This is a genomic window from Hydrogenophaga borbori (genome assembly GCF_003417535.1).
Classification (GTDB): Bacteria; Pseudomonadota; Gammaproteobacteria; order Burkholderiales; family Burkholderiaceae_C; genus Hydrogenophaga; species Hydrogenophaga borbori.
In genome coordinates this window covers 142,354-165,468 of the sequence record NZ_QVLS01000005.1, presented here as the reverse complement: position 1 = coordinate 165,468, position 23,115 = coordinate 142,354, and the positions used below count along the sequence as shown (strand labels likewise).

17 protein-coding genes are annotated in these 23,115 nt (G+C 60.4%); 11 read left to right on the top strand and 6 right to left on the bottom strand.

Features of this window, described 5'->3' with window-relative positions:
* Window positions 1-2 precede the first annotated feature (2 nt).
* Both DY262_RS09700 and DY262_RS09695 read left to right on the top strand, forming a co-directional pair.
* A complete protein-coding gene (locus tag DY262_RS09700) occupies window positions 3-821 on the top strand; it encodes a cysteine hydrolase family protein (protein WP_070400754.1) in 819 nt (272 codons plus the stop codon).
* A gap of 268 nt (window positions 822-1,089) precedes the next feature.
* Window positions 1,090-2,835, top strand: coding sequence for an AAA family ATPase (locus DY262_RS09695; protein ID WP_116958704.1), 1,746 nt, complete (start codon window positions 1,090-1,092; stop codon window positions 2,833-2,835).
* A 93-nt stretch (window positions 2,836-2,928) separates the two neighbouring features.
* On the opposite strand, the gene DY262_RS21600 is transcribed toward DY262_RS09695, so the two are convergent.
* Window positions 2,929-3,162, bottom strand: a complete 234-nt coding sequence (locus tag DY262_RS21600) for a hypothetical protein (protein ID WP_147326204.1) — start codon at window positions 3,160-3,162, stop codon at window positions 2,929-2,931.
* Between the two features lie 140 nt (window positions 3,163-3,302).
* On the opposite strand from DY262_RS21600, the gene DY262_RS22210 reads away from it, so the two are divergent.
* The 4 genes from DY262_RS22210 to DY262_RS09680 all read left to right on the top strand — a co-directional run bounded on the left by DY262_RS22210 (window position 3,303) and on the right by DY262_RS09680 (window position 8,641).
* Window positions 3,303-3,749 (top strand): helix-turn-helix domain-containing protein, encoded by a 447-nt coding sequence (locus DY262_RS22210; RefSeq protein WP_116958703.1) that lies wholly within the window; start codon window positions 3,303-3,305, stop codon window positions 3,747-3,749.
* Between the two features lie 447 nt (window positions 3,750-4,196).
* Entirely contained in the window at window positions 4,197-5,090 is an 894-nt protein-coding gene (locus DY262_RS09685; protein ID WP_147326202.1) for a TnsA endonuclease N-terminal domain-containing protein, read from the top strand.
* A complete protein-coding gene (locus DY262_RS21595; RefSeq protein ID WP_147326201.1) occupies window positions 5,081-7,375 on the top strand; it encodes a transposase in 2,295 nt (764 codons plus the stop codon). The genes DY262_RS09685 and DY262_RS21595 overlap by 10 nt, the downstream gene beginning before the upstream one ends.
* Window positions 7,376-8,641, top strand: a complete 1,266-nt coding sequence (locus tag DY262_RS09680) for an AAA family ATPase (protein WP_116958701.1) — start codon at window positions 7,376-7,378, stop codon at window positions 8,639-8,641.
* A 99-nt stretch (window positions 8,642-8,740) separates the two neighbouring features.
* Here the strand turns inward: DY262_RS09680 and DY262_RS09675 are convergent, their stop codons facing one another.
* From DY262_RS09675 to DY262_RS09665, 3 genes are all read right to left on the bottom strand, one after another.
* Complete coding sequence (locus DY262_RS09675; RefSeq protein ID WP_083293390.1) at window positions 8,741-9,661, bottom strand: TniQ family protein; 921 nt, start codon at window positions 9,659-9,661, stop codon at window positions 8,741-8,743.
* Window positions 9,662-9,679: 18 nt separating this feature from the next.
* The gene (locus tag DY262_RS09670) at window positions 9,680-10,024 is read right to left on the bottom strand and encodes a helix-turn-helix domain-containing protein (protein WP_083293391.1); all 345 of its coding nucleotides are present in this window, start codon (window positions 10,022-10,024) and stop codon (window positions 9,680-9,682) included.
* A gap of 76 nt (window positions 10,025-10,100) precedes the next feature.
* Window positions 10,101-11,837 carry a TnsD family Tn7-like transposition protein gene (locus tag DY262_RS09665; protein ID WP_175442909.1) on the bottom strand — a complete coding sequence of 579 codons (1,737 nt, stop codon included), beginning with the start codon at window positions 11,835-11,837 and terminating at the stop codon, window positions 10,101-10,103.
* Between the two features lie 409 nt (window positions 11,838-12,246).
* Between DY262_RS09665 and DY262_RS09660 the strand changes: the two genes are divergently transcribed.
* Genes DY262_RS09660 through herA form a run of 4 tightly spaced genes read left to right on the top strand, consistent with a single transcriptional unit; the run spans window position 12,247 to window position 19,081 of the window.
* Window positions 12,247-13,371, top strand: coding sequence for a metallophosphoesterase family protein (locus tag DY262_RS09660; protein ID WP_070401325.1), 1,125 nt, complete (start codon window positions 12,247-12,249; stop codon window positions 13,369-13,371).
* A complete protein-coding gene (locus tag DY262_RS09655; RefSeq protein WP_070401326.1) occupies window positions 13,368-16,043 on the top strand; it encodes an AAA family ATPase in 2,676 nt (891 codons plus the stop codon). The genes DY262_RS09660 and DY262_RS09655 overlap by 4 nt, the downstream gene beginning before the upstream one ends.
* Window positions 16,044-16,079: 36 nt before the next feature.
* The gene (locus DY262_RS09650; RefSeq protein WP_070401327.1) at window positions 16,080-17,315 is read left to right on the top strand and encodes a DUF4297 family anti-phage-associated protein; all 1,236 of its coding nucleotides are present in this window, start codon (window positions 16,080-16,082) and stop codon (window positions 17,313-17,315) included.
* Window positions 17,312-19,081, top strand: coding sequence for an anti-phage-associated helicase HerA (herA, locus tag DY262_RS09645; protein ID WP_070401328.1), 1,770 nt, complete (start codon window positions 17,312-17,314; stop codon window positions 19,079-19,081). The genes DY262_RS09650 and herA overlap by 4 nt, the downstream gene beginning before the upstream one ends.
* Before the next feature lie 357 nt (window positions 19,082-19,438).
* On the opposite strand, the gene DY262_RS21590 is transcribed toward herA, so the two are convergent.
* Together DY262_RS21590 and glmS are read right to left on the bottom strand one after the other, a co-directional pair.
* A complete protein-coding gene (locus DY262_RS21590; RefSeq protein ID WP_147326200.1) occupies window positions 19,439-20,332 on the bottom strand; it encodes a hypothetical protein in 894 nt (297 codons plus the stop codon).
* Window positions 20,333-20,610: 278 nt separating this feature from the next.
* Complete coding sequence (gene glmS / locus DY262_RS09635; RefSeq protein ID WP_116958700.1) at window positions 20,611-22,479, bottom strand: glutamine--fructose-6-phosphate transaminase (isomerizing); 1,869 nt, start codon at window positions 22,477-22,479, stop codon at window positions 20,611-20,613.
* 136 nt (window positions 22,480-22,615) lie between these two features.
* On the opposite strand from glmS, the gene DY262_RS09630 reads away from it, so the two are divergent.
* Window positions 22,616-23,107 (top strand): Lrp/AsnC family transcriptional regulator, encoded by a 492-nt coding sequence (locus tag DY262_RS09630; protein ID WP_116958699.1) that lies wholly within the window; start codon window positions 22,616-22,618, stop codon window positions 23,105-23,107.
* The last annotated feature ends 8 nt before the right edge of the window (window positions 23,108-23,115 follow it).

Genomic DNA, 23,115 nt, shown 5'->3' with positions numbered 1-23,115 from the left:
CCATGCGCACCCAACTGCTCATCATCGATCCCCAGAACGACTTCTGCGACATCGAGGGCGCCGCCCTGCCGGTGGCCGGCGCCAACGAAGACCTCAAGCGCCTGGCCGGCCTCATTGACTCGAACGCAAGCCGCATCGGCGGCATCACGGTCACGCTGGACTCGCACGCCAGCGTGGCGGTCGAGCGCACCACCTTCTGGCTCGGCCCGGACGGACAGCCCGTGGCGCCGTTCAGCTTCATCACCGCGGACGATGTGCGAGCCGGCTCCTACCGGCCGCGCGACGCCCGCCTGACCGAACAGGTGATCGGCATGCTCGAGCAACTGGCCGCGGCCGGCAAGGCGGGCATGGTGGTCTGGCCGGTGCACTGCGTCACCGGCACCTGGGGCCACAACATCCAGGGCGATCTGGCGCGCAGCCTCGCGGCCTGGGAAATGGCGCACCAGCGCGCCGTCACCAAGGTGCTCAAGGGTGAATACCCACTGAGCGAGCACTTCGGTGTGTTCGAGGCCGACGCGCCCGTGGCCTCGGTGCCGGCCACGCAGTTCAACACCACGCTGGCCACCGCACTGGCCGACGGTGCCGAGGTGATCGCGATCGCGGGCCAGGCCTCGAGCCACTGCGTGGCGGCCAGCTACGACCAGTTCATGCGGTTCCTGGGCAGGAGGACGCCCGCGGCCACGCCCCGGGTGGTCCTGCTTCGCGACTGCATGAGCCCGGTGCCCGGATTCGAATCACTCGCCGACGACCTGTTCGACCGGGCGCGCGCGGCAGGCACCGAGGTGATGACGGTCGATGAATTCGCCCGCAGCCTCGTCTGAGGTGGGCAAAAGAACGGAGCGACAACAAGTGTCTCGCGCTCTAAGAATTTGCGGCATATCCGAAGTCGTGTACGGAGTATCCGATAGCGCAAATTCGTCGTCCGCTCGCGTTCGTCGGCCACTTCGAACTCGAAGCTTGCTTCGCGATGCAACGTGACGTAGCCTGACTTCGTGGGCGCTTTGTCCCACGACTCGGGGGTTGCTCTCCGAACGTCCTGCAACACCGCAGGACCTGCACCGCAACCGTTCCACCTTTTTGGAGGCGAACATGGTTGCAGATGCCAAGGAGCGCACCGACGCTCGACCCACTTCTTCACTCATTGGCGGACGAGGCTTCCGCCACCCGTTGCTGCTCATCGCAACGGACACGAACAACGCACCTCGGCGATTCGGCGCGTTTCGACGCCTGATCAGACGAGCGCTCTCATCCCCTGTGGAGAGCCCCAGGCGTTCAGAACTTGCCATCAGGGTCCTCGAAGAGCTCGAGGCCCTTGAGCTCGATGATGACAGCGTTCGGAATTTTCGCAACGAGTGGCTGCACGAGATGGGCCGAAACACGCGAAACGCCTATCTGCTTGAGGCGTTCGCCATGGTCCAGTTGGCCATGAGTGATCTGGCGCTCGCTCATGGTGCATGGCAAGTGGCGCCGACGTCGCTGGGCAACTATGGGCTGCCCAGGCTTGTGCTCGCAGAGACGGCTTCGGCGAGTGCGCCGCCCAAACTTCTGGTTCCCGCATCGGTAGCTGAAACACTCCTCAAGTGCATCGACTTGGCGATGGAGGCTGAGCGGGACGCAAAGCTTTCGACTTGGTCCACGCGAGACTGTTTGGCGGTCATCCGTGCCATTGCGGTCCTATCGGTCAACGACACGCAGCACTTTCCGTTGCGCGCAGAAGCGGCTCGCAAGCAGTTCTTCGAGAGTGTGGGCATGGGGCTTTGGATTGCGTTGACCAAGCACCTGCGCCAACGACGGGATGCCATGGAATGTGCGACTTTATGGAATGGTCGACTGCAGCAGATCGTCGCGCTGAACGTCTTTGGAGGTGACCAAATCGCTGCAATGGCCTCCACAGCGCAAGGCGCGTTTTCGACCATCGATGGAAGCGCCGACGCCACGCAAACAGCGCATGTGCTTCGGGTGGTTCACGGACCGATCAATCCCGGCAACTGCAAGGAAGACAGGGAGGTCATCAAGCAGTACGAGCCATTGCTGGGTTACCTGCCAGTGGCGCACATGCCGCCACTACATCACGTCGAAGAGATCCTGATCGCCATGAGGGCCGAGTTCCCCTGGGCGGACGCGGCTATCGACGAACTGGGGGTCTTGCTGCAATCCCGTTGCTTGTTCGGCGTGCAACAACTGCAGCTACCTCCTGTGCTCGTGGTTGGGTTCCCGGGGTCCGGCAAGACACGATTTGTACGTCGCATCGCGGAACTACTCAAGCTGCCGTTCTTGCCGCTGGGAATTGGTGGCATGCATGACAGCAAACCGATTACCGGAACGCCGAGGGGTTGGGCCTCTGGCGAACCGTCGCCACTCTTGAATCTGATGTTGCGGCACCAGAGCGCGAGCGGCCTTGTGTTGCTCGATGAACTGGACAAAGTGACAAGTCGTACGAGCAATAGCGCGCCCATCACGTCTGTGCTTTTGGGTCTCCTCGAATCGGAGTCAGCCAAGCGCTGGCACGACACGTTCCTTCAGACGACCTGCGACATGACTCGGCTGAGTTTCTGGGCCACGGCGAACGGGCTTGGCAACATTCCGCGACCACTGCTTTCGAGGTTCATCATCGTGTACATGCCTGAGCCTCGGCGGGAGCACATGCCCGTTCTGGCGCGAGGTGTGGTGGAAGACATCAGAATTGAATGGGGTCTCCCAGCAGGCGTACTTCCTATACCACCAAGCTCGGTCTATTCGAATGCGAGGCTCAATGCCAGGGAGGTTCGGCGCATGGTTACGCGGTTTCTGTATGAGTGGGGACAGGAGCATCGGCGGCCAGAGAGGCTGCATTGAAGCGCCGACTTCGCCATCCTAGACCTAGTGCCCAACCGTGAACGGCATATTCAGAGGCGTCGAATGGCGGCTGAACGCACTGAGATGCTGTCTTCAGAGTAGAACGTACGCGGCAAAATGGAATTCACTTCGACGTACGCCTGCATGCTGCATGGCCTCCATACGCAACGGAAGCTGCCGCAACCACTCTTGCGGCCAGTGCTTGGCATCTCCTTCAATCCCAACCATGGTGGTACGACGTCCTCGATCAATCTGACAGTTCAGTATGGTGAGAAGAACTCGTTCGTTGTTCTCACCTTTGGTGAACGGTGAGAAGAACTCGTTCATTGTTCTCACCGCTGGTGAAAGGTGAGAAGAAGGAGTTCACCTATTGCCATGTCAACTTCTTGATCTCAACCAGCGACCTGGTCACATACTTTCCGAGCCGTCAAACACAGAAGTTCCGATCAAGGCGCGAGGTCCCACACATGAGAATGGCTCTTGAGCCGAACCATCTCGGATGTCCGTCGCCGGACCATCCGCCAGTTCGCGGCGGAGCCAGTAACCGGACCGGAAAGGTGTCTCAGCCACCTAGCAGCTTTGGCGAAATGCTGTACCGGCTGCGTACCACTAGACGTTTTAGCCAAGCGAGTATGGCTTCTCTGCTTGGTCTCTCCACGAGCTACTACAGTGAGCTCGAAAACTCAAAGCGATTGGCCACCCCAAGTCGCGTCACAAGCATTGCCTCGTACCTGGAATTAAGCGACGACGATCGGCAGATGCTGGTTAGCCTAGCCATTCAGGACATGTACTCCGGAAATCCCCTTCCTCCGAGAGTGAGCGCCTGCATTCTCACCCTTAGATCAAGATCCAACCAGCTACCGGATGATGTCCTGGATCGTGTGATGTCCCTTTTGCAGGAGGAAACCATGTGAAATCAAGCAGACAGATCCCGCTCTGGGGACCTGTCTACCTGAAGCCTCGGAGAAGTCCCCTCAGCACTGGCACGCCAAGGGTACTCAATCCAAGCACCGGGTCAAGGCAAGTTCGCCCCGTAGCGAAACTCTCTGGCAAGCCGCAACAACGACCGTGTCAGGCCCACGGGGTTCCGCCGGCTATCACCTCACTCTCGCTCACGAGTTCTTCGTTCGCGCAACTCATCACGCAGGAAAGGACGGTCCCAGTTCGCACTGGGTGCGTGATCGCACACGACCATCGTAGGAGGCTGAACATGTAGACAAAGAAAAACGGCGACCCGCTGTAACGGGTCGCCGCCGGTTCTCCGGGGATTCCGAAGAAGTCTTTGCAGGACTGCTTCAGTGTACGAGTCGTCAAGCGGTCTCGTCAATCCCCTTTCGTTTCTCCTTTTTCTCGGGGATTGCATGAGAACGACGAAACGCTTTACGCCCAAGGTGCTGGAACGCTTCGAACGCCAAGGCAGGGGATCAGGCACCTACGACCTCTATGTCCCTTGGCACCAAGTCGGGCGCGGTGATCCGGCTTCCGTTGGAAGAAGCCACCTCCATATCTGGAACGGCCGACAACGGCACTTGTTGAGCGATCAAGAACTCGTTGGCCTGTACTTCATCCGGATGCTGACCGATGTGACGGACTGCCTTGAGCAGTATCGGCTATCCATCGAACCATCCAATCATCCGCTGCTCGACTACGACCAAGGCAACCCACTTAGGCTATTTCCAGGGACGGTCGGACTTTGTCTGCAGCTGGGTGTCAAACACCCGAGAACCAGCGGCGATGGCGCCACAGCTCTGTGGCGCATGTCCACCGACTTCTTCGTGGTTAGGCGTGGAGGAGATGGGCGCTTCAACGCAACAGCGGTGGCCTGCAAGCAAGATGCCCGATTACCAAAACGCAAGATGAATCTACTTGAGGTCGAGAGGGCGTACTGGGAATGCAGAGGCATCGACTGGCTCCTCATCACTCCCGAGGTCTTTCACCCCGCCGTCGCGGACAACTTAAAAACTGTCGCATGTTGGACGCGCCACCGTGATACCACCGAGCAGGAGAGGACGTTCGCATCAAAGCTCGTCGAGCTCAATCAGTTCAGATCCATTACTGAGTTGATTCATCTCCTCACCAAGCATCTCGGCTCGGAGCCGCAAGCGCAGAAGGCTCTGTGGCAATCCGTCGTACACGGCCCTCTGTCCGTCGATCTCCGTCGACCTATCAAGTTTCATGTTCCCTTCCGCTTGATAGAACGCGAGGCCTTTCTGGCCTACAACCCTATCGAGATGCGGAGGACCTCGTGGAAATGATCGCCGACTCGACGTTCCGTGTGGTCAATCGCTCGCGAAGTCGAAGCAACATACTTCCAGGCATCTACCGGGTGATACTCGACGCCCCTGAGTTGGATGTGACATGCGCGGTCCTCCTCTACTCTGAGGCAAGTTCTCCGACGAAGTCCAAGGGAGGGAGAGCACGTGTAACGATAGAGCGCCTCCGGCGACCTCGAAAGAAGCCACCCGCGCGGCTGGTCGGCAATCTCCTGTGGCTCGACCGCACGCAACTCCAGGAGCTTCACTCGGCGAAGCTCCTTTTGCCAGTTTCTGTTGAGCGTCGTTTTGTACCGAATGGATCCGATCCATCGTCAAAGGGTCGCGGAGGAAATAGAGAGCTGGCAAGAATCGATCACGAGGACCGGATCGCCAAGATGGCGCTCTTTCTGGACTTGGTAAAACTCCAAGAGTGCATCATCGTTCACAAGAGCATTGCTCCACTTGTGAGTGAAACGATGCAAACCAAGCGGGTCAGTCGCGCCTACATCTACAAGCATTGGTCGTCTTTGTGCAGATGGGGCATGCACGAGTCGAGCCTGTACCCCTTGCGTCATCGCTGTGGCGCCCCAGGGGAAGCGAGGCCGTGCGACCCGCCCAAGAACGAGGCGCCCACTCGAGGCAAGGCGGGGCGGAAATCTACCGCACAAAGAATCGCACGCGCCACTGGAGTTCCCATTGCTTCGATTCAGCCTGGCATGAGCACGGACTGGCGCTTGCGGATTCTTGCTGCAGACAAACAGATCCCCAGGCCTAAGCCGCCGATGCCAGCGCGGATAAAGCTGATCTTGGGCTCATCCTTTGTTGCAACGGCCAAGGATGTTGATGGTGAAGTGAAGTACGAACTAGGCCCGCAGGGATCGTATCCGAACGCCCAGCAGATTCGACGCGTGCTCATGTGGGATTCGAGTCAGCTCGAGCGTCTAGCGGAGCAAACTACAAAACATCATTTCAACAGCCAGTTGAGAGGTCTGACTGCACGAAGCTGGAAGGGTGTACCCGGTCCGGCGCACACCTGGGCGATCGATTCAACGATAGGAGACATCTATCTTCGATCATCGGTGAAACGAGCCTGGATTATCGGTCGTCCCATTGTGTACATCATTGTCGACATCTGGTCGACGGCCATCATGGGCTTCTACATTTGCCTCACGGGTCCCAGCTGGTCGACCGCAAAGGTCGCCATCTTCAACGCGTGCATGTCGCATTCACTTTCCACACGAATTCCTCAGTTCGCGCTGGCAACGCAGTTGGTTCCAGCCCCAACTCTCTGCTACCGCCTCCTGTGTGACCGCGGCGAGTATCTCTCGGCCGGACACAAGCACACAGCACTCAAGCTCGACTACGACGTCGCCTACACACCTCCCTACCGCGGGGATCTGAAGGGTACGGTCGAGGTGCAGTTTCGCATCATCAAGGACGAGCAATTCTGGTTCATTCCAGGCGCAATGGACGCTCGTCGACATGAACTCGAGCTGCGCAAGGTCGATCCGCGAAAGTGCACCTTTACGTTGAAAGACTACGCGGACTACTTATCGATTGCGTTTGCGGATTACAACTTCACTGCAAACCGTAGCGATCGAATGACGGGCGAGATGAGAGCTGCCGGCGTGTTCCCATCTCCGGCAGGCCTTTGGCGCTGGGGTCACTCTGTCGGGGCTGCGTATCAGCGTCAAGTGTTTGAGCATGACCTCGTCGCTGAGCTGCTCCCCGCGGCTACGGCGCGTGTCAAATCAGATGGGGTTTGGCATGCTGGTTGCATGTACACCTCCAATCATATTCATGAGCTTGAATGGACCACCCGCGCGCGGAACTTCGGCGGCTGGAACGTACCCGTTCATCATCACCCTGGTGGCATGGAAACGATTTGGACGCCGTCGCCCAAGGACCACCAGATGTTTGAGATGACCTTGACCGGCGAGTCGAGGGCATCGCCTCACTACAGTATGGATGAGTGGGCAGACGTACTCGCAAAAGAGGTCATGGACAGGCCCGCTGAAGAACATGCACGGCTTGCGGCCTCCATTCAGTCACGAAGGCGCCTTCAAGAGATCCGGGACAATGCAAATCGCTTGACTCAAGAAGCGATCGACAAGTTCGACGGGCCGATGCCCACAATGACAGAGGCTCGCCACTTGGAGGAAGCTGCATCACTTGCGCATCCTATGGCGGAGTCTTGCCCTTTGGAAGTACCTCGGTATGAAGCGGAGATCGCCCACGACGCGATGATGTCCACACTGCTCGAACGCGCAAACCGAGACAGGTAGATGAAGGCAGAGGACCCTTCAAACCCATACGCGGGCAACCTCCTCACGGAGTGTTTGCCAGGCATTCAATCGTCGGACGCCACTCTCAGTTCCCTGCTCTATCTGCCACCGGAACCCACAGATCTGGGCTCGACTCCGAAGCATGTTCGTCTGCATGACTTGATGTCTGTTCGTGATTTGCATGTCCCGACGTTGGTCGAGCGACGCCTGTTTCATTCAATCGATCTGATGGTACGCCAGGGATACAGCTACAGAGACCCCAGACAAGCGTCTACCTGGGCCTCAGTTAGTGGAGATGCGACTCGCGCCGGCATTCGAATTCCACAAGCAACCGCGGCAGCAGTAGAGGGGCTGTCTGGTGTCGGCAAAACACAGGCCTGCCTTCGATGCCTACATGCCTTTGGCCCTCAGGTCATTCGTCATGAACGATTCCCAAAGGTCATCGGGGGGTTGACCCAAGTCCTGTGGCTGTCCGTAGAGGCTCCACCCTCTGGGCGCTCATCGGACCTTGCGCGTGCGCTGATGCTTGCGTGGGACGAGGCCACTGGCGGTCGGCGATTCGACAACTGGCTGGCGAAGGAACGAATTCCAGATGGAATGCGAGCTTTGGACGAATGGCGGCAAGTCGCCGTGTCTGGCTTCCTTGGGATTCTTCATCTCGATGAAATTCAGAATCTCTTCAAGATCTCGTCCCTGAAGCAACGAGTCAACCGCGCTGGCACCGCAGAACGGCCGGAAATCAGCATCGTAGAAGATCGCGTCGTGCGCTGGTTCCTCAATCTCGTCAACACAGGCCAGATACCAGTGCTTGTGTCCGGTACGCCGGATGGAATCGGTGCTCTGACCTCGCGCTTGAGTACCTTGCAGCGACTGAATACTGCCGGTTACCATCGGTTCGAACAGTTCTCCGATCACACTGCGCCAAGATTTAGGTCCCAGTTTCTGGACGTGCTTGCGCGGTATCAGTATGTTCAGAAGAAGCTCCCGATCGACGACAACCTTGCCAAGCTGATCATTGATCTGACCGCAGGCATTCAACGAGTCATCATCGCACTGTGGATCGCTGCTCACCGCGTTGCCTTCGAACGCGCGGATGACAGCTTGCGGCTCGAAGACTTCATCACGGCAGCTCAAACCTGGCTCGAGCCGCTCGCACCAGCCGTCGCGGCGATTCGGGAAGGAAGCCCATCCAAGATGGCCATGTATGAAGACCTCGTGCTGCGCGACACGCCATTCTGGTCGGAGTTTTGGAGTCGGTTCTCGTGAGTCTCACTTGTCTTGGGAAGGCGCTACCACTGTTGCAGTCCCCCCAGTGCCCCGTCCATTGCTTTCCGGTTTACCTATCAGCAACTATGCGAATCTGAGTCAATGACTTTTCGTGCACTCTCTTGTTGAGAGAACCATCCCTGAAATCGCTTCTTCACTCGTCTCGTACAAGGCCGCGAATACAAGGGCGGCCGACAGCGTAGAGAACATCGCACTCCCTGAGACGTCATCGCTGAACACATGTCTCGTGAGTCCTTCTTGACTCAAGGCATCGAGCCATCGCCGGTCATAGCAGGCCTGGACTTCTTCTAGTTTTAGCAGGTGACGGACAAGGGTGCAGGCTTCAGTATTGATCCCAAGATCTTCGGCTCGATACTTGGCTGCAGAAAAGACGGCATCGAGGGGGAGGACAACAACGCCGCCTAGCAGGTGCGAACAGATATCGAAGAACCGGTACGTCGCGCAATCCGTCGCATCCTTCTCGAACATCAAGTCACTCTCAACCTTGGCCTGCGGCAGCATCTGGGCCGGCGAGGCGTAGAACGCCTCCGCCTGGCTTATGCCAACGCGAGACAGTGTGGCGCCATGTTTGTCACATCTCCATTGCCCAGGCAGTTGGTGTTCTCGACGCCAGTAGGCATAGCCGTGAAAGCCAAGATCCTCGCGCACGCATTCTTGGCAAAGATAAGCTTGCGGTCTTGGCACTCGCAACGTGCCCCCGCTGATCATGGAAGCACGGTACTTTCCTTGCCCCAGCATCCCTCCGGAGACGTCTTTTGTCACTGCACGACGAAGAGGAAACATTGTGTGATGCCGAACATATGACTCAAGGTCCATTGCTGCGATCTTCGCCAAGAGTTCGACGCGAGGTACGTCACAGAAGTTGACCGATTGCCCTGTGAATAGGCGTAACGCTTGACGTCCATCCGCGACGTTCCGACTCAATCCGTTCCACCGGAGGACGGCCCCCCAATAGCCGATGGCAAGCTCGCCAGGCTTGGGGGCAGGTACGACGAGCAATCTGGGGGCCCTTCTAGCCTACAACCGACTGATCGGCGTAGGTCGCAATGCAGAGAGGGACCGAATGACGGTTGACAATGCCTTTGCGTGCCCGGCCGATCCGTCCCACGCAGAACGCAACGCGTCGACAAGCTCTTCGTTGCCCCTCACCGCATCGGCCGTCACGCCGACTTCGAAGCGCTCGACGTAGAGGCACACATCTTCAAGCAAGCGAGATCTACGCAGCCCTCGCCCGTTCAAGATCCGGCTTACCTGCGACTGACTGGCACCAACGGCAGACGCAATTTGCGCCTGGGAAATGCCGCGCTGTCTGCACGCCTCCCTAGCGTTGAGCAACCTGGCGAGCGACGCTGTTTCGAGCATGCATAAAGCATAATCTAGCGCATATTTGCATGTCAACCATCATGCACAAAGACAGGAAAGCGGCCGGGCTGCGCAATCAGAGTAGCTCGCTCGGGGAAGTGGAAGTTGCGCGTCTTGTAAGGACGGTCTCGAGCGCTCGCTGCGTCAAGGGCAGCCGTTGTAGTTGACCTAGTTTCGCCTTCAGCTCTGGAAGGACCTGGTACAACTGCCAGAGTCGCAACGTTGTTGCCCCGTTCTTCGACAGCGACAGCGCAGTCTGAAAGACACGTGCACTGAGCTCCAAATCACGGACATCCCAACGAACCGCTGGGCTCGCCCTGCGGGCACTTTCTTTCGGAGCAGGCGGAAGGTTGGCCCGAAGCCAGGCGGTGTCGTTGCGATACAGCCACGCATAAGCGGCTGGCTCCAGTTTTCTCATCCACTTCAAGCCCTGATGTTCGCCACTTGCCAGAAGGGATAGCCACGTCGAACGTGCGCGCTCTCGGGATCTCGCTTTCCTAGCAGCGACCCATTGGGCGTGCAGCCCCACCTCGGTCATGAGGATGCGAGTGATGGTCCCACTCGAAATGCTATACCGCTGAGCGAGTTCATTTCTGTCGTCGCCAAATTGAAGCGCCTGCAAGATTGAAAGCAGGCTTTCCGCCGTCAGCTTCTTCGACCTACGCTTCGTGGAAATCCCAGAAGATGCTGCCCATGCCATGGCGGTCTTGACGTCCACTCCGTACTCACGCGCTGCTGATGTGGCAGACGCCCCTTCGCTCATGAACGCCACCAGTCGAACGCGCACGTCCTCCTTATCAGTTGCCCCCTGACTGAGTTCCTTGTTCACCTCCGGCCAACAGTCCCTTTCGCTGGGATGCGCGAGTTCCGCTCGAAGATCATCCACGTCGTCAAACAGCCAGCTCGCGACGACCATCCATCGAAGCGGATGCGTTCCACTTCTCATCGGCCGCAGAAGTCGACCCAATTGTGATTTCGCCTCTTCAACGGAGCTCGGCAGAGCTGCTAGTTCCGGAATACGTCGAAGTGGTCGTACATGCTGAAGGAAGGAGCTTGCGGCATCTTCGAGCCGCAGCCTGCCCGATGTAAGAAGCCAGCCATTGGCCAGCATGCGGGATCTCACCGCGGCCTGGAAGCGATGCCGGCTCAACCAGCCATCCTCCGTTATGGACTCCACCAGATCGACGGTCATGGTTGCGAGCTTGAGTGCACTTGCTTGCATCCAGTCCGTTCTCAAAGCCTCAAGACTGTGTTGATCTTCCTCAGCAGGAAGATGCCACTGGAAACGAGCCACCCCGGTCGCTTTCAGCGCCGACTCCTGCACAGGAATCTTGTGCTCCGGGCACATCCAGACCCCGGGGTATTGAAGATGGCCTCGCCAATAGACCCAACCACACTCCACGAGATCACGATGCCTGCACTGAGGGCAAGACTTGAGCGGGTGATGCGCACGAAACCGACTCGTCAGAAGCCCCAATCGATACTTCAGATGTGCCACGGAGGCGCTTCGCATCATGACAACTGCATCCTGCACTTCACCCGCGCCTCGAAACGGAGCGTAGAACTTCAGCACAGTACGCTGTCTGGCAATCTCGTTCGCCGAACCAAGAAGCCCTTGCGTTCGATCCGCGAACACATCCAACGCGCAGGGAAAGTCATGTTGCGTCCCTCGCCTCGGTGAACCGAAAAGAATCTCCGTAGACTGGGATGAGTTCGAAAATCCCCAGAGGCGATGATGCCGACTGCAGAGGCTGAACAGGGTCTCGCCCGTCAACCAAGGAAGAACCGCAGAATTGAATGGCAGAAGCTCCATGGCCATAGCAGCTCAGGTCGACGATCCGTCGCCAGGGAGGGGCATGGGAGCAAGAGCCATGCGCGCGCCCTATGTTCCTATGGATCTCATCCCATATCAAGGAGGTCGCAGCGCGAGTTGTTGAGCATCGGCCGCTCGAGACTGGGTGCAGCCACCTGCGCTTCGAGGCCGAAAGGCCGTAGTTGACCAAAACGGGTCGTCAGTAACACCAAACAGACCGCTGAAAAATTGGTCACAACGCCGCGAAACAACCCCTGATTTCGTGCTCGAACGAACGGAGAAACCTCTCGCGATTCGTCCGAGCAGTGCACTGCCGTGCAGTGTTTCAAAACGTTAGACTGGTGGTGAACGGCGCATCAAGTCGCCGCTGCAAGGGAATTCCATCAAATCAAGCGATCAGGGGGATGACTTGATCTCATTTTTGCATACGGCCGACTGGCAGATCGGTCGAGTGTTCGCGCAGTTTGAGACCGACGACGCGGCCGCTCTATTTGAGGCACGATTCGCTGCCGTGGAGCGCCTGGCCAGTATCGCGGCCGATAGAGGCGTGGACGCAGTGCTGGTCGCTGGCGACGTGTTTGACGCCCAGACGGTGGCCGAGAAGACTATTCGGCGGCTGTTCAACGCCATGCAAGGCTTTACCGGGACCTGGGTCCTGATCCCGGGTAATCACGATGCTGCGCTGGCGGAGTCGGTGTGGAACCGGGCACATCGCTTGGGGGCAATCCCCGACAACGTCATCGTGTGCCTAGAGCCAAGGCCCTTTGTGGTGGCAGGCAAGTTCACATTGCTGCCGGCACCGCTGACCCAGCGCCATACCTATGCCGACCTCACCGAATGGTTCGCGACGCACGTTCCATCGGACGACCTGCCGCGAGTCGGTCTGGCGCACGGCAGTGTGCAGGGCATCCTACCCGCAGACGTGGACTCGACCAATCCGATCGCGGCGGGCCGGGCGCAGAGCGCGGGACTGGCTTACCTGGGGCTAGGAGACTGGCACGGCACCAAGCAGGTGGATAGCAAGACCTGGTACGCCGGCACGCCGGAATCGGACCGCTTTAAAGCCAACGAGTCGGGTCAGGCACTGCTCGTGGCCATAGAGTCGACGTCACTCGAGCCTATTGTCACAGCGGTACCCACCGGAAAATTCAACTGGCGTCAGCTCGAGCAGCATATGGCCGTCGATTCAGACGTCGACGAAGTGGTGCAAGCGTTAGACGGAGTGAGTGGCAATGATGTCCTTCACTTGCGCCTGTCCGGCACCTGCAATCTGGCGGGACACCGCAAGCTGACGGCCGCGCTCGGGGCGGCGCGCGCCAAGGCGCGGGCCATCCTGTGGAACGCTGAGGCGCTCAGGCTCGAGCCAACCGAGGAAGATATTCAAACGCTGCGTGCCGACGGCTTTGTGGGCGAGGCCCTGCAGGAGCTGCGCGAGCAGCAAGCCAGCGCAGAGCCCGAACTGGCGCGTGACGCGCTGCTAGCGCTGGCGCGGATCCTGGACGACCAAGCACCAGCGAAAGGAGCCTGCGCATGAAGCTCAAGCGGGTGCGAATCGAGAATTTCAAGCGCTTTCGGGCCCCGCTGGAGTTGTGCGACTTCGCTGACGGACTGAACCTGTTCGTCGCCCCGAACGAGTCGGGGAAGTCCACCGTAGCCGAAGCCATCCGGGCCGCGTTTTTCGAGCGGCACAAGTCGAGCGCGATCAGTGGCTTGCGTCCGTGGAGCGACAGCTCCGCCACGCCGTCTGTGGAGATCGCTTTCGCACTCGGCGGGAAACCCGCTCGGCTGAGCAAGGCGTTTCTGGGCAAGAAGCGATGCCAGCTCATCATCGATGGCAAGACGCTGGAAGGAGCAGAGGCCGAGGATCACCTGGGAGAGCTGCTGGGCTTCAGCTTCGCCGGAAAGGGCGCCAGCTCGCCCGAGCACATGGGTATCCCCGGGTTGCTCTGGATTAAGCAGGGCACGTCGCATGAAATTGCCAAGGTCGTCGGGTTCGCAAGCGATCATCTGCGCAACGCGATGGGGGACTCCCTTGGCGAACTCGCGGCCACAAGCGGCGATGAGGTCATCAAGGCGGTTGAGACCGAGCGCAATCAGCTGCTGACGCCGTCCACCGAGGCACCGCGCGGTGCATACGGGGAAGCGATCAAGCGCCGCACAGCGCTGCTCGAAGAGCTGCAGTTATTGCGCGTGGAGATTAACGCGTACCGAATCGCCGTGGACCGGCTGGCGGCATTGCGTCTTGATCATGGGCAAGACGGCGAGGCTCGGCCCTGGCTGACCCTGCGCGCGCAACTTGAGCAAGCGCAGGTCAAGCTGGCCGACGCGTTGGGGCTTGCCCAGCGGAGGACCGCGCAAGAGTTGCTGCTCAAGCAGGCTTCGGCGCAGGTTGACGCCCAGCGCCAACAACTGCAGCTCATGGCACGCGACGACGACGCGGTGAAGCTGCGCGAGGAGAAGCTGGAGGCGGCGCAGGACAAGCTGGCGCAGGCCAACGGTCAGCTCCAGGCCTGGGAGCCGCGCCATGCGCAGGCTGAACACGCGAGCATGAGGGCGCGCGACCGACTGGCAGCGGCGCGCCAAGTGGCGACCTGGCAGGCCCAGGAGAAGGCGGTGACCGAGCTCGCGGCCCAAGTACAAGCCCTGAGCCGGAGTCACCGCCAAGCGCAGCTCAAGCAGGAAGAGCTAACAAGCTTGCAGGCCGAGACGCTGTCGCTCGCCATGCCCGGCGCGGAGCTCAAGCGCCTGCGCGAAGTCACGGAGAGCCTGCGCACCGCGCAGGCTCGGTTGGATGCGGTATCAACCGCGCTGGAGTTCCGCCTCCAGCCCAGCGCGAAGGTGCAGGTCGCCGGTGTCCAGGTGAATGCCACCGACCGCCTCACCGTGGTGGAGCGCACGGGCATCGACATTGAGGGGGTGGGGCGCATCACGGTGCTGCCGGGCGGTGAGGGCCTTCAAAGCCTGATTGCGGATCGTGATCAACAGCGCAAAGTCCTGGCGGAGCTGCTCCAGCGCCTGGGTGTGGCGAACTTGGCGGCTGCGGAAGAGCGTGAGCGCCAGCACGTGCAGCGCGCGGCGGAGGCCAAGGCGGCGAAATCCGTCTTGGAGGCCCACGCTCCGAAGGGGGTGGCCGCCTTGGCGGTGGACATAGCGGCGCTGTCGACCAAGCTGACGGAGGCGAAGCAAGCACTGCAGAACTTGACGGAACCTGTCGGGGCTGAAACTGCCGGCGTATCCGTGTCGCAAGCGGAATCGGATGAATCCACGGCGAAGGTCATACTGGAAGATGCGACGTCCCAGCTGAACGACTCCAAGCTCGCGGTGAGCGAAGCGATGGCCCTGCTCAGCGTCGCGAGCGAAGAGCTGGCAGCGGCCCAGGCGACACTGGCCGACCCACTTCGCGCCAAAAGGAAAGCGGACGCCAGCCATGCCCTGACCGATGCCCTTGCGAACGAGACCACGGCGCGGGCAGGTGTGGAAGCACTCGCCGAGCAACTGCGCACGCTCAACGTTGCACTTCTGCAGCAGGACGTCGAGCGGTTTGAGCGGAGCGCCAAGCAGCTTGAGAGCGCGTACGCCCAACGCGGGAGCGACATCATCCGGTTGGAGGCGGACCTGGAGGCCAAGGGCGCCTTGGGGCTGGAAGAGGCCGCCGCGGACAAACAGCGCGAGCTCGACCACATGGAGAGACGGTGCACCGAGCTCGAACGCCGGGCCAAGGCGCTGAGCCATCTTCTCAAGCTGCTCACAGAGAAGCGCGCCGCGCTGGCACGACGCCTGCGCGCGCCACTTCAGCGACACCTGAACCACTACCTACAGATCCTGTTCCCGGGCGCGGGCATCGAGGTGAGTGATGACCTATCACCGGGACGCATCACCCGAGTCGGCACCAACGGCGCGGAGACCGGTGATTTCGAGGAACTCAGCGTCGGGGCACGGGAGCAGATGGGTGTCGTCGCGCGGCTGGCCTACGCGGACCTTCTGCAAGAGGCTGGCAAGCCCACGTTGCTCATCCTAGACGACGCCCTGGTTCACACCGACAAAGATCGACTGGGCCAGATGAAGCGGGTGCTCTACGACGCCGCTCAAAGACATCAGATCCTGGTGTTTAGCTGCCACCCGCACGCCTGGCAGGACCTTGGCGTTGCCGCACGCGAGCTATCTCATGCGCCTGGCTACGGCGGCGGCGAACCCTCTACGCCGTGAGGCCGACCGCCGTTGAGCATCACCCGAGGATAGACAGTGAAAGACCGCAGCGCGATCGCGACGATCAAAGGCTACTTCTACCAGTTCGACCAGACGATCGTGAGTCTGCTCGAGGCGTCCCCTCATGGCAGCGTGACGGTCGAAGGCGTGGAGGACATAGACCTGGATGATCCGGGTGAGAGCGCCTTCGTGCAGTGCAAGTACTACGAAGGCACGGAGTACAACCACTCGGTGATTAAGGACGCGGTCGTGCACATGCTGCGGCATTTCCATGCCGCGGGCTGCTCCAGAGACCAAATGTTCCGGTACCGGCTTCACGGCTATTACCAAAGCGGGCAGCACAAGCTCACGCTTCCCCTGACGGGCGACTTCGTGAAGGAACACTTTCTTACCTTCACGAAGGAAAAGAAGGTCCACAAAGTGCACGAAGAACTGGTGCTCACCGACGAACAGCTGGCCGACTTTCTCGCGCTGCTGGACATCAACGTGAGCGCGCCGTCCTATGACGCTCAGAAGGAGACGTTGATCAAACTGATGGTGCGCGAGATCTCCGGGTGCAACAGCGATGATGCGCGGATCTTCTTCTATCCGATGGCGATCAACGTCGTTCAGGGACTCGCAATCGAAGCGGACGTGGCGCAGCGAAAGGTAACCAAGGCGCAGTTCTTGAAGGCAATCAACCGCAAGGAGGTGGTCTTCAACGCCTGGCTGAGGGATTACATGGGGCGCGAGTACTTCGCGAGGATGGTCCGTCGAAAGTACTTCTCTCATCGCACGACTAAGCTGCCCCAGGCTTCGAGATTCTTCGTGATCGAGATGGGCGAAGAGTTCGAAGTGGCCAAGGCCAGTCGCATGCTCGCCGGGCTTGGGCGGAAGTTCTCGCACACGGAGCATATGCGGACGCCTGCTACCGATCGGTTTTGCCCCTACGTGCTGCTGCGAGGCCTGACGCCCGAACAGTTGGTTGAGCTCAAGGAGAGCCTTTGGAGGCAGGGCGTGGCCTTCATTGACGGCTATCCCTTCCACGGTTCGGCTTTCTCACCCGAGATGCTGGCGGAGCGCCCCACCAAAGAAAGACTCTGGACGCTCAAATTCGTCCCCGATGAGCACGAGCTAGCGCCGACCATGGCTGCCTGCAAAGGCTCGCTCGTCGAGGTCTACGACTTTCACCAAGGCTCGCCGTTGGACTCAGCCCTCCTGCCCAAGGGCACAGGGCTCCATTCGATCAAGAGTGACAGTGCCTATCTGCTTCAGGAGGTCATGCAGGCATGAACGATTCCAATGACATCAAGGCCGAAGTGATTGCTGTCTTCCCGGACAAGGTGAAGATCTCGGTTGGCAACATCTCGGCATTCGCAAACGATAAGAGCCTCAAGGTGGGCTCATATCTGCGCATCACCGATATCGAAGAATGCGCGCTCATCGCGATCATCGAGAACTTCTGCATCGAAGTAACTGCCAGCGGCGAGCGTCGTCACCTCATCGAGGCCTTGCCGCTGGGAATCATCGCTGACGGCAAGTTCATTCGTGGCGGCGATACGCTGACCATCCCTCCCACTGGCGTGGCGCCGGCGACGGACGAAGACATCAAGAAAATCTTCGAGGATTCGATTGAGCCGGCAAAGAAGTTCGCATTCAGCGCGCTGGTGTCCAACGAGAAGATCTCCGTCCCCGTCGACGGGGACCGGTTCTTCAACAAGCATCTTGCCGTCGTGGGTTCCACTGGCGCGGGCAAGTCGCACACCATCGCCAAGATCATCCAGACCGCAGTGCGCGCGAAAGACGGCGATTACTCGCTGAACAACTCCCACGTCGTCATCTTCGACATCCACTCCGAGTACCGGACGGCATTCCCCGACGCGAACTTCCTGGATGCCAGCACACTGACCTTGCCTTACTGGCTGCTCAACAGCGAAGAACTGGAGGAGGTGCTTCTGGATACGGGCGAGCGCGACAACTACAACCAATCGGCAGTGTTTCGCCATTTGGTCACGGAGAACAAGAAGCGCCACAACAAGTGCGCGAAGAACGTCTTCTACGACAGTCCTCTCAAGTTCGACATCCATGAAGTGCTGAACGCGCTGTACAACATCAAGAACGAAACCGTGAACTCGAAGAACGAGGCGCGGTACATGGTGAACGACGGCAGCTACGCGTTGCTGACTGAGGGCAAGACTGATAGTGGCCATGGGCTGCTGCTCACGGCGGATCAGCGCTTGGATCTTTACTTTTCTAAGCGACTCGATTTTCATCCGACCAAGTCGCAAAGCATCACGGGCGGGAGCTACGCTGACAAGACACTGGACAAGTTCTTCACGCGGTTCGAGGGCAAGGTCGAGCAGGACCGCCTGCAGTTCCTCTTCGGTCCGGCTGCGGATACAGCCACGCTGGAAGGTACTCTGATGAGCCTGATCGGCTACGGCGATACGAAGTCCAACGTCACGATCGTCGACTTGAGCGGCGTTCCGTTTGAGGTCCTGAGCATCACCGTGTCACTGATCTCGCGGATCCTTTTCGAATATGGATATCACTACAAAGTGATGCGCACGGCGGCGAAAGAGCAGTTCAATACCGACGCGCCGCTCCTGCTCGTTTATGAGGAGGCTCACAAGTACGTGCCCAACAGCGACCTGGTACGTTTTCGCGCTTCCAAGCTCTCGATCGAGCGCATTGCAAAGGAAGGGCGCAAGTACGGCGTCACGCTGCTTCTGTCGAGTCAGCGGCCGTCAGAAATCTCCGAGACGATCTTCTCCCAGTGCAGCAATTTCCTGGCGATGCGCTTGACCAACCCGAGCGACCAGAGTTACGTCGCCCGCCTGTTGCCTGACACCCTCGGTAACCTGTGCGACAAGTTGCCGACCCTGGGTGCAGGCGAGGCGCTTCTGATCGGTGAGTCGGTGGTGATGCCATCGTTGGTCCAGGTGCAGCGCTGCGATCCTCCACCCTCGTCGACAGATATTCCGTACTACCAGCTCTGGAAGGAAGAGTGGAAGCAACTCAACTTCGAGGGGATCAAAAAGTCGTGGCTCAAGGAATAGGGGAGGCGAGGCTAACCGCCTTAACACGGCCAGACGGGTCAGCACCGGTTGCCGCGTCCAATGGTGGCTTCGCGCCAACAGCGTGAGTACGCGGGCCGAATGTGACCGGCGACACCCGCTGCGAAGCCGAAGACTAATCCGCGCGGTCCAGCCCCAGGTTGTCGACCTGCCGCCCGAGGATCTGTTCATACTGGCGAGTCCCCAAGTGCGGCGATTCGTTCATGCAGCAGGGCAAGAGAGCGCCTTCTGTTTCAACCCGGCCAATTTGATCCAGGATTGCACGGCCTCTCGGGTGGCTGGAGTGACTTCGAACTGAATAGGCCGCAAGGCGCGGGCAGGTTGAAATTGCAGGCCGCTTTAGGCTTTCGCCCATTCAAGGTCTCGGATTGCGAAGCCAACAGCATGAATGGCGAGCTCGGCGTCCTCTTCCATGATGGGTCGATAACCATTTTGGCGCTGCGCATTGCTCTTGTTCCGGCTGTGCAGCTTCGCGCACACCTTGCCCAGGTGACCCACGCAGATTCGCTCATAGGGTGCACCCTCTATAGTCGCAGAGACTTGCGCAAGCTCCCTGCCAATGATCGTGTCGGGCGAGCCACTCTGAGCAAGCCATGAGGAGAGAATCGCCTGCATGGCATCGCGGCAGTTGTCAACGACAGAGCCAGGTGACTCCTTGAAGGCGGAGTCGAGGACGCGCGCGATTGCCTGAGCGACCGCAGGTCGGAGCTGCTCGTCGATCTTGTTGAGGTCGAGCTCAGGCAGGATGCTGAATGCTGACAACGCTTTAAGCGTCACCATCACGGCGCCGCTGTATAGCGCCTCCGTTTGCACGACGCGCCACGCTGACGCTGCGCGCGACGACCCTAGCGCCAAAACCGAACCTTGGCCCTGGTTCGGCCGCTGTAGGATTTCGAAGCAAGACGTATAGACGAACAGCGACTTGTAGGTTGCTTTGTCGTAGCCTGGAATCAAGCCGCGGTCATGGGGGTGGGCGGAAACGATAAGCCTCGAAGGCTGAGCACCGCTGGTTTGCTGATAGAGGCGGCCTCTGCGCGTTCGGCTTACCGGGTCATACGAATCCTCTCGGAACACGAGACCAAAAGCCTCCGAAGGACTCGGGAGCGCCTTCCAATCGTCTGCAGTATCGATGAACTTCGCATGCGTCACCGTTGGCATCGGCATGGCGGGAATGTCGGGGTTCCCCGTGCCTTCAAAGACCAGTCCTGTGTGTTGCTCAATTCCTAAATGCATGCCCGACCCCTATAGCGCAAGCTCTCAGCAGTATGCTGCCATTGGCTAGCATTTGGACGACAGCTCTTACGCCAAGACCGTGAGTTCAACGTGTAGACGCGCCTAGCGGCAGTCGCTGCACAGCTCCCCAACTGAAGAACTGTCAATGACTGAACTCAGGTTGATGGCCATGTCAGCGTCGCTGCCGTAGTTTTCGACTTTATTGTTTTGTTTTCGACTCTATTTCGCTGTTTTCGACTTTATTTGTCAGAAACAATCGATCAGCGATCCGCGGCGCCTCACTCCACCGTCACGCTCTTCGCCAGGTTCCTCGGCTTGTCGACGTCCGTGCCCTTGGCCAGCGCCGTGTGGTACGCCAGCAGCTGCAGCGGCACCACGTGCAGGATGGGCGACAGCGCGCCATAGTGCTCGGGCATGCGGATGACGTGGATGCCCTCGCTGCTGGCGATGCGCGTGTCGGCGTCGGCCAGCACGTAGAGCACGCCACCGCGCGCGCGCACCTCCTGCATGTTGCTCTTGAGTTTTTCCAGCAGGGTGTCGTTGGGCGCCACCGTCACCACGGGCATGGCGGCCGTCACCAGGGCCAGCGGGCCGTGCTTGAGCTCGCCGGCCGGGTAGGCCTCGGCGTGGATGTAGCTGATCTCCTTGAGCTTGAGCGCCCCCTCCAGCGCGATGGGGTAGTGCAGGCCGCGGCCCAGGAACAGCGCGTTGTCCATGCGCGCGAAGTCCTCCGCCCAGCTGATGACCTGCGGCTCCAGCGCCAGCACGGCCTGCAGGGCCACGGGCAGGTGGCGCATGCGCTTGAGGTGCTCGGCCTCTTCGTCTTCGCTCAGGTGGCCGCGCACCTGGGCCAACGCCAGCGTCAGCAGGAAAAGGCCGGCGAGCTGGGTGGTGAAGGCCTTGGTGGAGGCCACACCGATCTCCACGCCCGCGCGCGTGATGTAGGCCAGCTTGCACTCGCGCACCATGGCGCTGGTGGACACGTTGCAGATGGTCAGCGTCTCCTGCATGCCCAGGCCTTGCGCGTGGCGCAGCGCCGCCAGGGTGTCGGCGGTCTCGCCACTCTGGCTGATGGTGACGACCAGGGTGCGCGGATCGGGCACGCTGGTGCGGTAGCGGTACTCGCTGGCCACCTCCACCTGCGTGGGGATCCTGGCGATCGACTCCAGCCAGTACTTGGCGGCGCAACCGCTGTAGTAGCTGGTGCCGCAGGCCAGGATGAGCACGCGGTCCACGTTCTTGAACACGCGGTGCGCGCCGTCGCCGAACAGCTCGGGCGTGACGCCGGCCACGCCTTCCAGCGTGTCGGCGATGGCGCGCGGCTGCTCGAAGATCTCTTTCTGCATGTAGTGGCGGTACGGGCCCAGCTCGGCCGCGCCGCTGTGCGCCTGCACGGTGCGCACGGGGCGCTGCGTGGCGTCGAGCGAGCGGCCGCCGGCGTCGGTGATCCAGTAGCGGCCCATCTGCAGGTCCACCAGGTCGCCCTCTTCCAGGTAGACGATCTGGTCCGTCACGCCGGCGAGCGCCATGGCGTCGCTGGCCAGGAAGTGCTCGCCGCCGCCCGCGCCCACGCCCAGCACCAGCGGAGAGCCCGCGCGCGCGCCCACCACGCGGTGCGGCTCGTCCTTGTGGAACACGGCCAGCGCGTAGGCGCCGTGCAGCTGCGCCACGGCCGAGGCCAGCGCGGCGAACACGTCGCCGTCGTAGAGCGAGTCGATCAGGTGGGCGATGACCTCGGTGTCGGTCTGGCTCTCGAACACGTAGCCCTTGGCCTGCAGCGCGGCGCGCAGCTCGTCGTGGTTTTCGATGATGCCGTTGTGCACCAGGGCCACGCGCCCGGCCGCGCCGCCGTTCGCGCCGCTGGGGGCCCCCGGGCCATGGCTGAAGTGCGGGTGCGCGTTGTGCACCGCCGGCGCGCCGTGCGTGGCCCAGCGCGTGTGGGCGATGCCGGTGCCGCTGGCGATGCGCTCGCTCTGCACCTGCTGCGCAAGTTCGGCCACGCGGGCGGTGCTGCGCGCGCGCCTGAGGCCGTCGTTGTGCACGGCCACGCCGCAGGAGTCATAACCCCGGTACTCCAGCCGCTGCAGGCCCTGCACCAGCACCGGCACGATGTCGCGCCCCGAAACCCCCGCCACGATGCCGCACATGTGATCGCTCCTGAACAAGAAAGTGGGCGAATGCTAGTGAGCCTTTGCTGAAATGAATGGTCAAAATTCACAGAATAATGACCATTTTTCTCACCAAATGGATGGAAAGTCGATTTATTCCATGAATAATGTGACCATGGAATTTTTGGACATAGATGCCATCGACCTGCGGCTGCTGGAGCTGCTGCAGGAAGACGCGTCCCTGAGCAACCAGGCCCTGGCCGAGCGCGCCCACCTCAGCCCACCCACCTGCCTGCGCCGCGTCAAACGCCTGCGCGAGCGCGGGCTGATCGCGCGCGAGGTGGCCCTGCTCGACGCCGACCGCCTCGCCCCGCTGCTGGGCCATGGCCTCACCGTGGTGGTGGAGCTGAGCCTGGAGCGCCAGAGCGCCGAGGCGCTGGACGCCTTCGAGGCCCGTGCCGTGGCCGAGCCGCGCGTGCAGCAGTGCTACCGCGTGAGCCCCGGGCCCGACTTCGTGCTGATCGTGCGCTGTGCGGACATGCCCGACTACCTGTCCCTCACGCAACGCCTGTTCACGGGCGACGCGAACGTGCGAAATGTCAAAGGCTTCTTCAGCACGCGTTGCGCCAAGTTCCAACCCAGCCTGCCGCTCAGCCGCCCCCTCTGACCGAACGG

Coding starts and splice junctions, on each gene's coding strand:
- DY262_RS09670 (WP_083293391.1), bottom strand. CDS start 10,024: ATGCTCGAAACAGCGTCGCTCGCCAGGTTGCTCAACGCTAGGGAGGCG.
- DY262_RS09630 (WP_116958699.1), top strand. CDS start 22,616: ATGGAATTTTTGGACATAGATGCCATCGACCTGCGGCTGCTGGAGCTG.
- DY262_RS22210 (WP_116958703.1), top strand. CDS start 3,303: ATGAGAATGGCTCTTGAGCCGAACCATCTCGGATGTCCGTCGCCGGAC.
- DY262_RS09655 (WP_070401326.1), top strand. CDS start 13,368: ATGAAGCTCAAGCGGGTGCGAATCGAGAATTTCAAGCGCTTTCGGGCC.
- DY262_RS09700 (WP_070400754.1), top strand. CDS start 3: ATGCGCACCCAACTGCTCATCATCGATCCCCAGAACGACTTCTGCGAC.
- DY262_RS21600 (WP_147326204.1), bottom strand. CDS start 3,162: ATGAACGAGTTCTTCTCACCGTTCACCAAAGGTGAGAACAACGAACGA.
- DY262_RS09685 (WP_147326202.1), top strand. CDS start 4,197: ATGAGAACGACGAAACGCTTTACGCCCAAGGTGCTGGAACGCTTCGAA.
- glmS (WP_116958700.1), bottom strand. CDS start 22,479: ATGTGCGGCATCGTGGCGGGGGTTTCGGGGCGCGACATCGTGCCGGTG.
- herA (WP_070401328.1), top strand. CDS start 17,312: ATGAACGATTCCAATGACATCAAGGCCGAAGTGATTGCTGTCTTCCCG.
- DY262_RS09665 (WP_175442909.1), bottom strand. CDS start 11,837: ATGGAGCTTCTGCCATTCAATTCTGCGGTTCTTCCTTGGTTGACGGGC.
- DY262_RS21590 (WP_147326200.1), bottom strand. CDS start 20,332: ATGCATTTAGGAATTGAGCAACACACAGGACTGGTCTTTGAAGGCACG.
- DY262_RS09695 (WP_116958704.1), top strand. CDS start 1,090: ATGGTTGCAGATGCCAAGGAGCGCACCGACGCTCGACCCACTTCTTCA.
- DY262_RS09680 (WP_116958701.1), top strand. CDS start 7,376: ATGAAGGCAGAGGACCCTTCAAACCCATACGCGGGCAACCTCCTCACG.